Source organism: Novosphingobium sediminicola, from assembly GCF_014196525.1.
Classification (GTDB): domain Bacteria; phylum Pseudomonadota; class Alphaproteobacteria; order Sphingomonadales; family Sphingomonadaceae; genus Novosphingobium; species Novosphingobium sediminicola.
Window position 1 is genome coordinate 1 of the sequence record NZ_JACIDX010000006.1, and the last position, 14,423, is coordinate 14,423.

Annotated in this window: 11 protein-coding genes and 1 pseudogene; 7 read left to right on the forward strand and 5 right to left on the reverse strand. The window is 62.0% G+C overall.

All coding sequences use genetic code 11. The annotated features are described in order from the left end of the window. Nucleotides 1–52 precede the first annotated feature (52 nt). Entirely contained in the window at nucleotides 53–637 is a 585-nt protein-coding gene (locus GGR38_RS08710; RefSeq protein WP_183624610.1) for a recombinase family protein, read from the reverse strand. A 48-nt stretch (nucleotides 638–685) separates the two neighbouring features. Here GGR38_RS08710 and GGR38_RS08715 point away from each other — a divergent pair. The 3 genes and pseudogenes from GGR38_RS08715 to GGR38_RS08725 form a co-directional block, all read left to right on the forward strand. Then, nucleotides 686–1,294, forward strand: a pseudogene (locus tag GGR38_RS08715) (NAD-dependent deacylase); the annotation flags it as partial. Further along, nucleotides 1,294–1,950: an Eco57I restriction-modification methylase domain-containing protein gene (locus GGR38_RS08720; RefSeq protein ID WP_183624612.1), complete on the forward strand. Its 657-nt coding sequence runs from the start codon at nucleotides 1,294–1,296 to the stop codon at nucleotides 1,948–1,950. The pseudogene GGR38_RS08715 and the gene GGR38_RS08720, both read left to right, overlap by 1 nt. Next, a complete protein-coding gene (locus GGR38_RS08725) occupies nucleotides 1,947–2,816 on the forward strand; it encodes a hypothetical protein (RefSeq protein WP_183624613.1) in 870 nt (289 codons plus the stop codon). The genes GGR38_RS08720 and GGR38_RS08725 overlap by 4 nt, the downstream gene beginning before the upstream one ends. Here the strand turns inward: GGR38_RS08725 and GGR38_RS08730 are convergent. Next, the gene (locus GGR38_RS08730; protein ID WP_183624615.1) at nucleotides 2,813–5,245 is read right to left on the reverse strand and encodes a zinc-dependent metalloprotease; all 2,433 of its coding nucleotides are present in this window, start codon (nucleotides 5,243–5,245) and stop codon (nucleotides 2,813–2,815) included. The two genes, GGR38_RS08725 and GGR38_RS08730, sit on opposite strands and share 4 nt — an antisense overlap. Nucleotides 5,246–5,416: 171 nt before the next feature. Here GGR38_RS08730 and GGR38_RS08735 point away from each other — a divergent pair, with 171 nt between their 5' ends. The 4 genes from GGR38_RS08735 to GGR38_RS08750 all read left to right on the forward strand — a co-directional run bounded on the left by GGR38_RS08735 (nucleotide 5,417) and on the right by GGR38_RS08750 (nucleotide 10,879). Further along, nucleotides 5,417–5,911 carry an Lrp/AsnC family transcriptional regulator gene (locus tag GGR38_RS08735; RefSeq protein WP_168605029.1) on the forward strand — a complete coding sequence of 165 codons (495 nt, stop codon included), beginning with the start codon at nucleotides 5,417–5,419 and terminating at the stop codon, nucleotides 5,909–5,911. Between the two features lie 97 nt (nucleotides 5,912–6,008). Continuing rightward, on the forward strand, nucleotides 6,009–6,218 hold the full coding sequence (locus GGR38_RS08740) for a hypothetical protein (RefSeq protein WP_183624617.1): 210 nt from the start codon (nucleotides 6,009–6,011) through the stop codon (nucleotides 6,216–6,218). Nucleotides 6,219–6,301: 83 nt separating this feature from the next. Continuing rightward, nucleotides 6,302–9,274 carry a TonB-dependent receptor plug domain-containing protein gene (locus GGR38_RS08745; protein WP_343059047.1) on the forward strand — a complete coding sequence of 991 codons (2,973 nt, stop codon included), beginning with the start codon at nucleotides 6,302–6,304 and terminating at the stop codon, nucleotides 9,272–9,274. An 18-nt stretch (nucleotides 9,275–9,292) separates the two neighbouring features. Continuing rightward, nucleotides 9,293–10,879, forward strand: coding sequence for an amidohydrolase (locus GGR38_RS08750; protein ID WP_172341758.1), 1,587 nt, complete (start codon nucleotides 9,293–9,295; stop codon nucleotides 10,877–10,879). Between the two features lie 97 nt (nucleotides 10,880–10,976). Here the strand turns inward: GGR38_RS08750 and GGR38_RS08755 are convergent, their stop codons facing one another. From GGR38_RS08755 to rpsT, 3 genes are all read right to left on the reverse strand, one after another. Next, nucleotides 10,977–11,741 (reverse strand): HesA/MoeB/ThiF family protein, encoded by a 765-nt coding sequence (locus tag GGR38_RS08755; RefSeq protein ID WP_183624618.1) that lies wholly within the window; start codon nucleotides 11,739–11,741, stop codon nucleotides 10,977–10,979. Nucleotides 11,742–12,149: 408 nt separating this feature from the next. Beyond that, the gene (gene dnaA, locus GGR38_RS08760) at nucleotides 12,150–13,694 is read right to left on the reverse strand and encodes a chromosomal replication initiator protein DnaA (protein ID WP_183624620.1); all 1,545 of its coding nucleotides are present in this window, start codon (nucleotides 13,692–13,694) and stop codon (nucleotides 12,150–12,152) included. A gap of 443 nt (nucleotides 13,695–14,137) precedes the next feature. Further along, nucleotides 14,138–14,398 carry a 30S ribosomal protein S20 gene (gene rpsT, locus GGR38_RS08765; protein WP_172341756.1) on the reverse strand — a complete coding sequence of 87 codons (261 nt, stop codon included), beginning with the start codon at nucleotides 14,396–14,398 and terminating at the stop codon, nucleotides 14,138–14,140. Nucleotides 14,399–14,423 lie beyond the last annotated feature (25 nt).

A 14,423-nucleotide genomic window follows, 5' to 3' on the forward strand; every position in this document is an offset into this window, starting at 1 on the left:
AGGTCATCGGGGATCGAAGGGGCTTTGCGTCGTGCCATAATTGGGGATCTTTCTACCCATTATGCCGCCCCGTACACGGAATTCCTGACACTCCCACCGACAGCCATTGCGGAATGCTGTTGCTCATGGCCATCTTCGACCCTTGGCGTATGTTTTCCTTCTTTTTTGCCCATGATGCCAGTGAGCGCTTGCTCTTTTTAACGCTTTCCTCGTTGGCGACCTGTGCCTTGATGACGATGGAGAAAATGTCCATCATGTCGCCGTCGTCGCCGGATCGATAGATGTGCCGGTCATGCCAAGTGGCGACAGAAACTCCGTGCTCGTTTAGCATCCATATGAGTTGGGCAGCAGCTTTTGCCCCCTGTCGGCTTAAGCGGTCAATATTTTCGACACACAAGATCACGCCGTGGTTGAATTGACCTGAGCGTGCCTTGCGTTCGAAATCAAAAAGAGCCGCGCCTTCTTCTCGGTTTGAGCCGTCAAAGGCCGATCTGCCTTCATCCTTGATGGTCCGGCCTGCGCTGTGTTGCCAGCCCATGCTTTCAACGAAGGCGCGCCCTTCGGTAAGCTGGCGCTCCAACGAATAGCCGTCTGCTTGCTTGTCAGATGAAAAACGCGCATAAATCCAAGCTTCCATGGTGGTTAGTGTATCCGAAGGGTCCTAAAAATTCCTTTTACAACTCTACATGCGGTGGAGGATGTCGCCACCCCGGAAGCCTTCGAACGCGATCCCGCGCTGGTTCAGCGCTTTTACGACATGCGCCGCGCTGCGATCCAGACCAAGGCGCCCAATGCCGCCCATCACGCGCTGGCTCGGCTGGAGCGCGAATGGGATCGCGGTACGGTCACGCTGGTGACGCAGAATGTCGATGACCTGCATGACCGGGCGGGATCGAAAAACCTCATTCACATGCATGGCGAACATCTCTCGGCATGGTGCACCGCCTGCGATACGCGCATGGGCTGGACAGCAACGCTGATCGAGGGGCCGCCCTGTTCGTCATGCGGGGCGGCGGCGCTGCGGCCTGACATCGTGTGGTTTGGCGAAATGCCCTATCGCATGGAGGAGATCCATGACGCGCTGCGCGATTGCGATATCTTCGTGTCCATCGGCACCTCTGGCGCGGTCTATCCGGCGGCGGGCTTTGTGCGGCTGGCGCGGGAAATGGGCGCGCATTGCCTCGAACTCAATCTTGAGCGCAGCCAGGGTTCGGCATGGTTCCATGAAACGCGGCTTGGCCCGGCGGGCGATATCGTGCCTGCCTGGGTGGAGGAACTGGTCGGGCCGGATTGATGGCGTCGCTTATCCCCGATGCGCAGGCGGAGGTCGATTATGCGGCCCTCGCTGAGCCGTACCATCGCAAGGCTTTGGGGCAATTTTTCACGCCGCCGCGTCTGGCCGCGCTGATGGCCGATTGGGTGGCGGGGGCTGATCCGGCGCTGATCCTCGATCCGGCGATGGGGGCGGGGGTGTTGACCCGCGCGGCGCTGGCAAGGTGTCCGGATGCGCGCATGGTGGCCTATGAATGCGACCCGGCGATTTTGCGCGCGGCTGATGCCGGGGGTGCTGAGGTCCGGCAGGAAGATTTCCTGCGCGCCGGGTGGGAGGATTATGACGGCGTGGTGATGAACCCGCCCTATATCCGCCACCGCGAGTTGCGCGATCATGGCGCCTTGCGCGCAGAGATTGGCGCGATGGCGGGCTATGCCATTCCCAAATCGGCCAATCTCTATGTCGATTTCGTGGTTAAGGCGGCGTGTCAGTTGCGGCGGGGCGGGCGCGGCGCTTTCCTGATCCCCGGCGAATGGATGGGGGCCAATTTCGCGCGCGGGTTCAAACAATTCCTGCTGGGGCCGGGGGGTTTGCAACAGGTGGTGCTGTTTTCGCAGCGGCATGTGTTTGACGATGCGCTGACCACGGCCTCGATCCTGCTGGTTCAGCGGCCATGATTACCGGCTGGCATTGGCAGGGGCGGGGGCAGGGGGAGGGCGATTGGCCCGCCTCGCTCGACGAACTGGCGGCGGGCGCGCGGCGGGTGGAGCTGGCGCGGGCGGAACTGGCCGGGGCGGATAAATGGGAGCCGCTGTTGCAAGGCCATCGCGGCGAGGCGAGGGCCGGGTTTGTGCCTCTGGCGCAACTGGCGCAATTCCGGCGTGGGATTGCCACGGGGGCCAACGGGTTCTTCCTGCTCAATGCGCAGAAGGTGGCGGATCTGGGCATCGACCCCGCGCGCTGCCTGCCCTGTGTCGGACGGGCGACGGCGGTGCGCGGGCTGATCTGGCGGGGCGGGGGTGATGGGCTGCTGCTCAACCTTTCCGATCCGCTGACGCCGCCTGAGGCCGCCTATGTCGCGCAGGGGGAGGCAGACGGGCTGCCCTCGCGCTATATCCTTGCCCATCGCCGCCCGTGGTATGCGATGGAGCAGCGGGCGGTGGCGCCGATCTGGGGTGCGGTCTTTGCGCGGGGGGCCTTGCGCTTTATCCATAATGCGGCGGGGTGGAGCAGCCTGACCTGCTTCCATGGCATCTATCCCTTTTCGGATGATCCGCTGCTGCATCAGGCGCTGGTGCTGTGCCTCAATTGCGATTCGGTGCGTGCGGCCTCGCGGCTGCACGGGCGGGTCTATGGCGGGGGGCTCAACAAGTTTGAACCCAATGATCTCAAAGGGCTGATGGTGCCCGATCTGCGCCTGGCGGATCGCGCTTTGCTGGAGGAAATGGCCGCGCATCTGGCGCTTCTCGACGCCGCGCCTGAGGATGAGGCGCGGCGCCGAAAGGCCGATGAACTGGCCGAGGAAGCAGCCAGTCGCGGTTAGTTGTCAAACCAGCCGGTATCGCCGCCGATAGGCATGCCGGGCGGGATGGCGGGCGCCTTGCGGCCCATCTTGCCGATTTCCGCCTCCAGCGCGGGGCCGTTTTTCAGCAGCGCCGCCACCGTCTTGCCCCAGCCGGTGCCTTCGCCCAGCTTGGCGGCGGCTCCATCCAGCTTTTCCTGAAGCAGGGCGGCCACATCGACCGGCGTTGCCGCATCGCGCCGCGCTCGCGCAACCGAGAGCAGCGCGCGCAGGGCAATGCGCCGCTCCACCGGCGTGGCATTATGCTCCCACGTTGCCGCGCCCAGCGCGTCGATCATTTCGGCAAGGCCCAGTTGGCCCGGATCGCGCGCCTGCTGCAGATGAACGCGGGTCAGGCGCGTGGGGGCCAGCAGGCTGTCGAGCGTGACCTGTGCGGCTACATCGGTGGCGACCAGCGGATCGAAGGCAGCGGCCCCGGCATTGTCGAACACCTCGGTATCGAATTGCGCGTCATTGCGCCCGTTCACGCCGGAGGACAGCCAGCCCACCAAAGCATCCGGCACGGTCAGTTCGGCGGGCGAGAGGGTTTTGAGCATCGCCGCCAAAGCCGCGCGCTGCTTGGCCGCCGTCACGGGCTGGGCGGCTTTGTTGGCGTCGCCCGCCACCGCATAGGCATAATCGACCCCGCCCACCCATTTGCCGGTCGCGGCCACCTCATAACGAGCCAAGAGCCAGACCGGCACGAATTTGCGCCGCAGGTTGGACAAAGCCTCGCCCTTGCGCAGGACGCCGGGGCCGAAATTGCCCAGCGCAACGCGCCGCACGGCCAGCATATGCGCCAGCTCGGCAGGCTTGTCCTCGCCATTGTCCCACATGCTGTCATGCGGGGCGGGGCCATCGTCGGCGCGACCGTCAATGTCGGTCATATAGCGCGTGCCCTTGGCAAATTCCGCGTCCGCCAACGCGAAGGCCCATTTGTCGGCGTCCGCACCCGGTTTGGGCTGGCCATAGAGCCATTGCACGGTGAATTTGTCCCACGAACCGATGCCCTTGGCATAGGCGTCCGACAGGTCGATCTTGCCGCCTTTGAGGCCGATCAGGGGGCCGGGATAATCCATCACCGAAGTGCGGCCCTGCGTCGATCCGGCAAAGTTGTGAACGAAGCCGATGGCATGGCCGACCTCATGCGCGCCCAACTGGCTGATGCGGTCGAGTGAGACCTTGACCGGATCATTGCCGGTGCCGGTGTTGTCTTGCGCCGCGCCGACCAGCGCCTCGAAAATCTGCATATCCTGCCGCACGCGCAGCGCGCCCAGCACGACATTGCCCTTGATGATCTCACCCGTGCGCGGGTCGATGATGCCCCCGCCATAGGACCAACTGCGCGTCAAACGGTCGCCCCAGTTGACGATGGAATAGCGCGCGTCCTGCGGGTCGATGTCAGGGGTGAGGGGCTTGACCTGAAAGGCGTCGATATAGCCCGCCGTCTCGAACGCCTGATTCCACCATGCCACGCCCTTGGCCAGAGCGCCGCGAATCGGCTCTGGCGCCGCATTGTCGATGTAGAAGGTGATCGGCTTTTTGACGCGCGACTTGGCCGCCGTCGGGTCCACCTTGTCCAGCCGGAAATGGTTGGCCAGTTGGTACTGCACATCATCGCCCAGTGCCGTGCCGAAGTCATAGACCTGCGTGCCATGGCTGCCCGAGCGGATGTCGAATTTGCGCACCGCAAAGCCGGGGCCGGGCAGGCGGATCAGCGAATGGCGGATGGTAAAACTGATCTGGCGCGGATCGGCGGCGATATTGCCCACCTCGCGCCCCGGCGTGTCCGAGGCGAAGGTCTGCACCGCCTCCATCTCGATATTGTCGGGGAAGACCTTGACCGAGGTCGGGTCGGCGGCGGAGAGATTATCCGCCAGTCGGAACCCCTTGGCCTCCTGATTGAGCGCATCGGCCAGATGCATCGTGTCGCGGGTCAGGAAAGGGCTGATGTCCACCACCGTGCCCTTGGCGTCGGAGGAGATCACGTCGAGCATGGCAATGGTGCTGAAGGGGAAACTGGTCTTGGCGCCATATTGCACGGAGGCTTCGCCGGTGGCGCGAAAGCGGGGGTTTTCATAGACCACGGCCACCTTGCGCCCAAAGCGGCGAAAGGCGAGGATCTGCGTGGGGCCGAGCATCCCCCGGTCGATGCGGATCGGGGCCGAGCCAAGCCCGCTGCGGATCGCGGTGGCATAGATGAAGCGGCCCATCACCCCTTCGGCATCGGCTTTGGGCAGGGTAATCAGAATCTTGCCCGCATCGGCATCGACCCGCACCGGCAAGAGATCGCCGTCTTTGGTATTCGATACGCCGACGAGTTCGGCCATGGCCAATTGCGGCGCCAGCAACGCGATCAGCGCTGCACCTGCCAGCTTTTGGCCCAGATTCCGGCCCCTTGCCTGCTTCATGTGATGACCCTTTTCGCTTGAGATGAACGTCTTCTAGCTGGTCATGCCCCCCCGCAAAGGTGCCAGTTTGACGTATTTCCAAAGCTACCACACTCGTCGCACTCTATCTGACGAAATACGGAGCAGTTTTGCCTGCTTCTTGACGGAAATCCGTTGCAACAAGGGGCCCGCGTGACGGAAAACACTCTCACCGAATTTGATGCCACAGACTTTCGCATCATGAACGCACTGGTCGAAGATGGCCGGATGTCGGACGTGATGCTGGGGGAAAGGGTGCATCTTTCCGCAACGGCTGCGGCCCGGCGGCGCAAGCTGCTGGAGGAGCAGGGCGCGATCAAGGGCTATACGGCCGAGCTTGATCTGCCGATGCTGGGGCTTGGCATTGTGGTCATCGTGGCCATCGAATTGCGCTCTCAGGCCGATTCCGTGCTGACCGAATTTGAGGAGGCGGTCGTGCGCTGCCCCTCGGTCACCTTTTGCAGCTTTGTCTCGGGCGACACGGACTTTTTGATGATGGTCCATGTCAAAAGCTTTGAGGATTACGACCGGATCTATCGCAGCGAATTGGCCACGCTGCCCCATGTCGCGAAAATCCGCTCCAGCTTTGTCATGCGCCGCGTGACCCAGCGCAACGTGCCGCCTGCGGTCTTTGCGCGGGGCAAGTGAGGGGCGATTCGGGGTGCTGTGAATTCGGGCAAGATCAGGTGGGCATGGTTGGGAATCGGAAGTAATAATTTTAAAATGTGATGAAATGCTCGAATAATTGTCAAAAACATACCGATGTTTCGCGGAAAAAATTGAAAACTATCGTGTAGCATTTGCTGCGTCGCAAAAGGCGGATGGCCATGAATGCGGCGATAGCGAGATAAAAGGGGTCGCACCCTTTTTGGATATTCAACAGGGGGCCGATGATCCGGCCATGAAAGGGGCGAATTTGGCGCAGGACCGGCCTGGCGTCATCGCCCAATCATAAAAACGCGGCACCGGGCAATCGGGCAGCCACGACAAGGGAACAGGATCGCCGGGGAATAAACAGATAACCAATAGGGGGTTTTCATGGCGATTGATCGAACGATGAGGGAATGGACGCAATCGGCCGGCCGTAAGGCATGGCTGGGTGGAGCCGCCGTTTCGGTGCTGGCCATGATGGTGGCCACGCCTGCTCTGGCCGCAGAGGCCCCGGCGCCTGCCGCCGAAGCCGAGCCTGCCGCAGAACCGGCCAATGACATTGTGGTGACCGGCACGCGCATCGTGAAGGACGGCTTTGCCGCGCCCACGCCCGTCGCGGTACTCTCCTCGGTGGACATCAAGGCGCAGGCGCCCGCCAACCTGTCGAACTTCGTCAACCAATTGCCCGCCGTGACGCAGGGCTCCACCTCTGCCAATTCCTCGGGCAGCCTTTCGAACGGCCTTGCCGGGATCAACAGCGTCAACCTGCGCGGTCTTGGCGCCTCGCGCACGCTGGTGCTGGTCGATGGCCAGCGTTCGGTGTCGAGCGCCATGAACGGCGTGGTCGATGTCAACACCGTGCCGCAGGATCTGGTCGAGCGCGTTGAAGTCGTCACCGGCGGCGCATCGGCGCAATATGGTTCGGACGCCGTGGGCGGCGTGGTCAATTTCATCCTGAACAAGAAGTACAAGGGCTTCAAGATCGGGGTGGATCAGGGCATCACCACCTATGGCGACGCGCGCAACTACAAGGTCACTGCCTCGGCAGGCTTTGGCGCTTTTGACGATCGCCTCCATGTCCTGCTCAACACCGAATATGCCAAGCAGGACGGCGTTTCGACCATCGCGCGCGATTGGAATAATTCGGGCTATTTCACTGTCGCCAATCCCAATACGGCGGCGGGCCAGCCCAGCTGGATCGTGGGCAGCGGTATCGGCCCCTCGGGCTACACGGCGGGCGGTCTGATCACCGGGTCCACCGTCAGCTCGCTGGTCGGCAAATATTTCATGGGCGCCGGACAAGTCGGCACGCTCAATTTCGGGTCCAAGAGCAGCTCGGGCTATATGGTCGGCGGGGATTATCAGACCACGCTGGCGGGCCATGTCGGCACCAATTCGCTGATGCCTGATGAAGCGCGCTTCAGCGCCTTTGGCCGGGCCAGCTATGACCTGACCAATGACATCGAGATCTTCGCCCAGTTCGGCTGGAACCGCTATATCGGCGAAAGCTATTATCAGCAGACCCCCAGCACCGGTGTGTCGATCAAGGGCGACAATGCCTATCTGCAATCGCTTTATCCCACGGTGGCGGCCGCGCTTGGCAATTCCTCGGCCAACACGATCACCATCGGCACCAGCAATGCCGGTTATCCGGTGCCGGGCAGCCATAACACCCGCGACGTCTATCGCTATGTCATCGGCACCAAGGGCAAGTTCGACGCGCTGGGCCGCGAATGGAAATTCGACGCCTATTTCCAGCATGGCGAAACCAAGTCGCATGAACAGCTGACCAACACCTGGAACCTGACCCGCATGTCGCTGGCGCAGGATGCGGTCTATGCGCCGGTAGGCAATGCGATGGGCGTGGCGGCAGGCACGATCGTGTGCCGTTCCAGCCTGACCGCGCCGACCAATGGCTGCGTTCCCATCAACCGCCTTGGCACGACCGGGCCTTCGGCGGCGGGCCTTGCCTATATCTACGGCAATCAGCCCTGGCGCGATCAGACGTTGAAGCAGGACGTGGCCTCGGTGGCCTTGAACGGCGATCTGTTCAAGCTGCCGGGCGGCACGGCGGCGATTGCGTTCGGCGGCGAATGGCGGCGCGAAGGCATCACCGGCTATGTGCCCACCGAATTCCAGCCCACCATCAACGCCAACGGCACCACCACCAGCAACTGGCTCTATGGCAATTATCTGGCCAATACCGGCCATTACTATGTGAAGGAAGGCTTCGTCGAAATCGACCTGCCGATGTTCAAGGGCTTCAACGTCAATGCGGCGGCCCGCGGCACCGATTATTCGACCAGCGGCAGCGTGGTGACCTATAAGGCGGGCGCCACATGGCAGGTCGGTTCCATGCTCAAGCTGCGCGGCACCTATTCGCGCGACATCCGCGCGCCCAACCTTCAGGAGCTGTTCGCCTCGCCCACCGCGCGCACCAATTCGGTGGTGGTTGCCTCGGGTCAGGCCAACCAGTTCCTGCCGGGCGGCACTTATGGCTTTGTCGAAAGCACGATCGGCAACACCAGCCTGACCCCGGAAAAGGCCAATACATGGACTGTGGGCGCGGTGATTACGCCGCCCTTCATCCCCGGCTTTACCGCCAGCTTTGACTATTACGACATCAACATCAAGGATGCGATCGGCTCGATCACCTCGCAGAACACGATCGATTTCTGTTCGGCGGGCCTGACGGCCTATTGCAAGAACATCGCCTATTCGGGCGGGGCGATTTCCTCGATCACCGTCCAGCCGTATAATTTCGCCAGCCAGCACGCCAAGGGCTTTGACATCGAGGCCAGCTATCGCGCGCCGCTCTCGAAAATCAGCAGCAGCCTGCCCGGCACGCTGACGCTGCGCGGCACGACGACGCATTACATCGCCAACGTGGTCGACAACAAGATCTTCCCGGTGGACTATGCGGGCGTCAACGGCGGCAGCCTCTCGGGCAGCTATAGCTCGCCCAGCTGGGTCTATCGCATCAGCGCCTTTTATGAGGTCGGTCAGGTCAATTTCAACCTGGTCTATCGCGGCTTCTCGGACGGCGTTTACGGCAACGACTATATCGAATGCACCACCTCTTGCCCGACCGTGTCGAACCTCAATCAATATCGCACGATCAACAACAACCAGATTAAGGGCACCAGCTATCTTGACGCCTCGGTCCAGTTCAAGATCCTGACCCAGAAGGTGAAGGATGCTTCGATCACCTTTGTGGTCAACAATCTGACCAACCGCGATCCGGTCCTGATCGGCAATGGGCCCAGCGGCAATAACGTTCCGGCTTATGCCCAGACCAACCGCAGCATTTACGATGTGATGGGGCGCACGTTCCGCGTCTCGGCAAAAATCGGCTTCTGATACGGAGAAGGATCAGTCATGGATTTTGTGAAACGCAGCACTCTGGCCCTGATGGCCACGGCCGCTCTGATGGCCGGCACGCAGGCCCATGCCGCCGCCAGCCCCAAGCTGAAGGCCGAGGCCGTGGCCGGGGTGGAAGCGCAGAAGAAGGATATTCAGGTGATGGTGGATACCGTGTTCAGCTATGCTGAACCCGGTTTCCAGGAATTCCGCACGATGGAATATCTGACTGGCATTCTGGAAAAGAACGGCTTCAAGGTGACCAAGGGCGTGGCGGGCATCCCCACCGCGTTCACCGCCACCTGGGGTGAGGGCGGTCCTTTGCTGGCGTTGGGCAGCGACGTGGACAATCTGCTGGGTACCTCGCAGACGCCGGGCCTGCCCTATGTGAAGCCGATGGTCGAGGGCGCGCCGGGCCATGGCGAGGGGCATAATTCAGGTATGCCGCTGGTCGTGGCCGCCGCGATTGCCGCCAAGCAGGTGATGGAAAAGAACCACATCCCCGGCCGCCTGATGATCTGGCCGGGCATTGCCGAGGAACTGCTGGCCACCAAGGCCTATTATGTGCGCGAGGGGATGTTCAAGGGCGTCGATCTTTGCATCTTCAACCATGTCAGCTCTGATTTCGGCACCGCCTATGGCGAATTGGGCATGAACGGCATGGTGTCGGTCGAATATACGTTCAAGGGCAAGACTGCCCATGCCGCGGGCGATCCGTGGGATGGTTTCTCGGCGCTGGACGGCGTGGAGATCATGGATTCGGCGTGGAATTTCCGCCGCGAACATCTGCCCATCACCCAGCGTTCGCATTACGTCATCACCAATGGCGGGGGCCAGCCCAACGTCGTGCCCGACAAGGCCAGCGTGTGGTACTATTTCCGCGAGCGCAGCTTTGGCGCGGTGCGCAACCTGTACAACACCGGCAATGAAATCGCGCAGGCCGCCGCCAAGGCGACCGGCACCACCGTGACCTCGCAGATCCTTGGCTATGCCGCGCCCAATTTCGGCAACAAGCCGCTGGCCGAGGCCGCCTATGCCAATATCAAGACGGTGGGCATGCCCAAGTGGACCGCCGACGATCAGGCCTTCACCAAGGCGGTGCAGACGATCAACCACCGCACGGTCAAGCCTTTGTCCGACACGGTGGGCGAATTGTCATCGCCCGAAAACCGCCCGCGTTCGATCGGCGGCGGTTCGGATGACATTGGCGATATCATGTGGACCGTGCCGACCATCACGATCCGCTATCCGGCCAATATCCCGAACATGATCGGCCACAATGTGCTCTCGGCCATGGCGATGGCCACGCCGATCGCGCATAAGGGCGTCGAGGCCGGAGCCAAGGCGCTGGCCATGACGATCCTTGACGTGATGACCACGCCCAAGCTGGTGGCCGATGCCAAGGCCTATTTCACCGATGTGCAGCAGAAAACCGACAAGTACGACCCGATTCTGGGGCCGAAGGCGGCGACCTGGCTGAATGAAAAGACGATGAAGGAATATCGTCCGCAGATGGAGAAATATTACTACGACGCGGCGAAATATCCGACCTACCTCGATCAGCTCGGGATCAAATATCCCACGCTGGAGGCGCCCAAGTCGTAAATTTGTAAGTTTGTGAAAGGGACCGGATGGGCATCGACCCATCCGGACTTTTCGCGCAGGAGGAAGCAGGGTCGTCCGGCTGGGGCGGCCCTGCTTTTTAGTGAGAGGGGCAGGCCGGATCGGCGGGGATGGTGATCGTGCGCAGCGATGGCGCGAGGCCGTCGAGCAGATGCAGCCGCCCCCATTGCGGATCGGCCAGCGGCCCCGGCACGCCTGCGCCATGCAGGATCACACGAATGGCCGATTGCGCCGCCATTGTGCCAACCATGCCGACAAAGGCCCCCAACACGCCGTCGGCCGCGCATGTGTCGCAATCACTGGCATCAAACGCATCGCCGACAAAGCAGCGGTAGCAGGCATGGCCCGGCAGGTGTCCCGCGAAATTGGCGATCTGGCCCTGAAACCGGCCCACGGCGGCGGTGGTCAGAGGGATTTGCGCCGCGACGCAGGCATCGGACACGGCAAGGCGAGTGGCGAAATTGTCGCAGCCGTCGAGGACCAACGTGGCCCCGGCGATCAGCGCGGGGGCATTGTCGGCCGAGATGCGGGTCTGATGGTGGGTGACGGCGATCTCGGGGTCAAAGCGCGCAACCCAATCGGCGGCGGCCTGCGCCTTGGGCGTGCCAATATCCGCTTCGGCAAAGATCGTCTGGCGTTGCAGATTGCTGGCATCAACGCTGTCATCGTCGATCAGCGTCAGGCGGCCTACTCCGGCGGCGGCCAGATATTGCAAGGCCGGACTGCCGATCCCGCCGCAGCCGATCATCACTACATGGGCGCTGGCCAGCGCCATCTGCCCCACTCCGCCTACCTCGGGCAAAACGATATGGCGGGCAAAGCGGGAGAGGCGTTCGGGGTTCATGCGGGGGATTTAGGGGAGGTGAGGGGGGATGACAAGCAGGGGAAGGGGGCCTCCGGCGGGTTAAGGGCGGGGGCCCTTAACAATCCCAGTTTGGGGGTGGTGTGTGGTTGGCGGAGGTTTTATAGCCTGCGGCGCCTGAGCCTTGCGCTAATTGGCGCCGCAGGCTTTTCAATTCGCTGGTCGCGTCCGATGCTAAGCGCCGAACCCATCGTGCAGTGCAAACAATAACGGGATTGCAAAGGGATAAGTCCCTTTGCCCGCCGGAGGCATTTTCAGGCACCCGCCGAAGGCATAAAGCCTCATTCACCGCCTGTGCACAGCTTATCCACAGGTAGGCCAACAGGCAATGCACAGGCTTCTCTAGCCTTTATGCACCGCCCGTCAACAGCTTGTACCGGGGTTTTGAGATCAGCTTTCCAGCTGACGCAGCAGCGAGCGCACGTCGCCGTCAATGTCGGCATCGCGCGTACGCAGATCCTCGATCAGGCGCACCGCGTGGATCACCGTCGAGTGATCGCGCCCGCCGAACTTGCGCCCGATTTCCGGGTAGGAGCGCGGCGTCAGCACCTTGGAGAGGTACATGGCGACCTGACGCGGACGCACCACGGCGCGCGCGCGACGCTTGGACGACATTTCCTGACGGTCCACGCGATAGAACTGGCAGACCGTGCGTTGGATCTCGTCGATGGTGATGCGCTTGCGGTTGGCCGAAAGGATATCGGTCAACTGTTCCTCGGCCAATTGCAGGCAGACGGCCTGACCGGTCAATTGCGCATAGGCGATCAGCTTGTTGAGACCGCCCACCAGCTCGCGCACATTGCGGTTGATCGTGCGGGCGAGGAATTCGATCACATCGCCCGGCACATCGACCGAGGTGAAGCGCGCAAGGCGATGTTCGAGCACCGAGCGGCGCAGTTCAATGTCGGCCGGGATGATATCGGCCACCAGGCCCATCGACAGGCGCGAGAGCAGGCGCTGTTCAACACCGTCCAGCGCCTGAGGACTGCGGTCGGCGGCAAACACCAGCCGCTTGCCTTCGGCCAGCAGCGCGTCGATCGTGTAGAGCAGTTCTTCCTGCGCCGAAGCCTTGCCGATGATGAACTGGATATCGTCCACCAGCAGCAGATCGAAACCACGCAGGCGCGATTTGAACTCGATCATCTGGTTCTGGCGCAGAGCCTGAACGAACTCGACCATGAAGCGCTCGGCGCTGCAATAGAAGATGCGCGCGCGCGGATGGTTGGCCAGAAACGCATGGCCGATGGCATGCATCAGGTGGGTCTTGCCCTGACCCGTTGCGGCCTTGAGATAAAGCGGCGAGAACTGCGGCGCTTCAAGGGCTGCCATACGCTGGGCCGCGTTGAAGGCCAGCACATTGCTGGTGCCGGTGACAAAGGTGGGGAAGGTCAGCGAGGGGTCGAGCCCGATCGAGGCCAGCGCCAGCGTATCGGTCGCCGCGCTTGCGCCTTCGGTGGCATGGCCATGCACGCGGCCCGAATCACCCAGCACCGGGGCAGGGCGCGTGGGCGTATTGTCGCGGGCCAGACGCAGGTCGGGCATCGCGCGGCGGCCGGGCTGGGCGCTGATGCGCACATGGCGCACATCGCGCGCGATCTTCCACGCCAGCGTCAACCGGTCGGCAAAGCGATCGGCCACCCAGTTGGCCGAAAATTCGGTGGGCAGGAACAATTCGAGCGTGCCCGAATCCTTGTTGAACGCGCCGAGCTGAATCGGGCGAATCCATTGATTGAATAACTGCGGCCCAAGGTCCTTCTTCAGGCCCTGACAGATGTCAGCCCAATCAGCGGCCAGGTCGAGTGCATCCTGATCTTCGGCGGCATGCCCGGACTTACCCTTTGCAGGGCTAGCCTCGGCGCGCTTGCCGCCCCAAACGGTTCCCGTCACCCCAAATGCTCCTGATCCGCCATTAAGCCCCAACCCGCCGACAGACATGCCAACGGCCTCACCTTGCACACGGAAAACGACTCCTGCCCTGCGAAACCGGAAAGTTTCGCGAGTGTGACAGAGTGCCATATTTCTGTGAAGTTCAGCAGGCGCGAAACGCCTCGAACCCCTTCGTTTTAGGGATGATCGCGGGCGCTGCGCAAGGGCGTTATCTGCAAAAATTTTGAAATAATTGGCTTGACAGCATAACCCCAGCAAATCCGCCAAAATCGAAAAAGTCATTGAATTTTAAAGCTAAAATATCATGACAATTTGCGAATCGTTGGAATTGCAGGATTTCTTGAAGCTGTCACTTTTGCCCGGCAAAGGGCAAAACTAAAGCCAACGAGGGGCAAAGCAAAAGCCGACGGGAATCCCCATCGGCTTTGCTTACGCGCTCTTGCTTATCGCTATGCCGTGCAACCGTTTCGCACGGCCGCACGAGTCGCGAATCAGAGAGCGGCGACCGCCTTGGTCAGGCGCGAGAACTTGCGCGAGGCAGTGTTCTTGTGCAGCACGCCACGAGCAACGCCGCGAGCCAGTTCAGGCTGGGCTTCGTGCAGGGCGGCCGCAGCAGCGGTCTTGTCACCGCCGGCGATCGCAGCTTCGACCTTCTTGACGAAGGTGCGGATGCGGCTGATGCGGGCGCCATTGATTTCGGCGCGACGCTCGTTACGGCGGATGCGCTTGCGGGCTTGCGGCGTATTGGCCATGTGTGTCCTCGTATCGGGCCGATGC

What these genes read in the sequence shown, in the direction of transcription:
- GGR38_RS08710 (WP_183624610.1), bottom strand. Translation starts at nt 637, where the DNA reads ATGGAAGCTTGGATTTATGCGCGTTTTTCATCTGACAAGCAAGCAGAC.
- GGR38_RS08720 (WP_183624612.1), top strand. Translation starts at nt 1,294, where the DNA reads ATGGCGTCGCTTATCCCCGATGCGCAGGCGGAGGTCGATTATGCGGCC.
- GGR38_RS08725 (WP_183624613.1), top strand. Translation starts at nt 1,947, where the DNA reads ATGATTACCGGCTGGCATTGGCAGGGGCGGGGGCAGGGGGAGGGCGAT.
- GGR38_RS08730 (WP_183624615.1), bottom strand. Translation starts at nt 5,245, where the DNA reads ATGAAGCAGGCAAGGGGCCGGAATCTGGGCCAAAAGCTGGCAGGTGCA.
- GGR38_RS08745 (WP_343059047.1), top strand. Translation starts at nt 6,302, where the DNA reads ATGGCGATTGATCGAACGATGAGGGAATGGACGCAATCGGCCGGCCGT.
- GGR38_RS08750 (WP_172341758.1), top strand. Translation starts at nt 9,293, where the DNA reads ATGGATTTTGTGAAACGCAGCACTCTGGCCCTGATGGCCACGGCCGCT.
- GGR38_RS08755 (WP_183624618.1), bottom strand. Translation starts at nt 11,741, where the DNA reads ATGAACCCCGAACGCCTCTCCCGCTTTGCCCGCCATATCGTTTTGCCC.
- dnaA (WP_183624620.1), bottom strand. Translation starts at nt 13,694, where the DNA reads ATGTCTGTCGGCGGGTTGGGGCTTAATGGCGGATCAGGAGCATTTGGG.
- rpsT (WP_172341756.1), bottom strand. Translation starts at nt 14,398, where the DNA reads ATGGCCAATACGCCGCAAGCCCGCAAGCGCATCCGCCGTAACGAGCGT.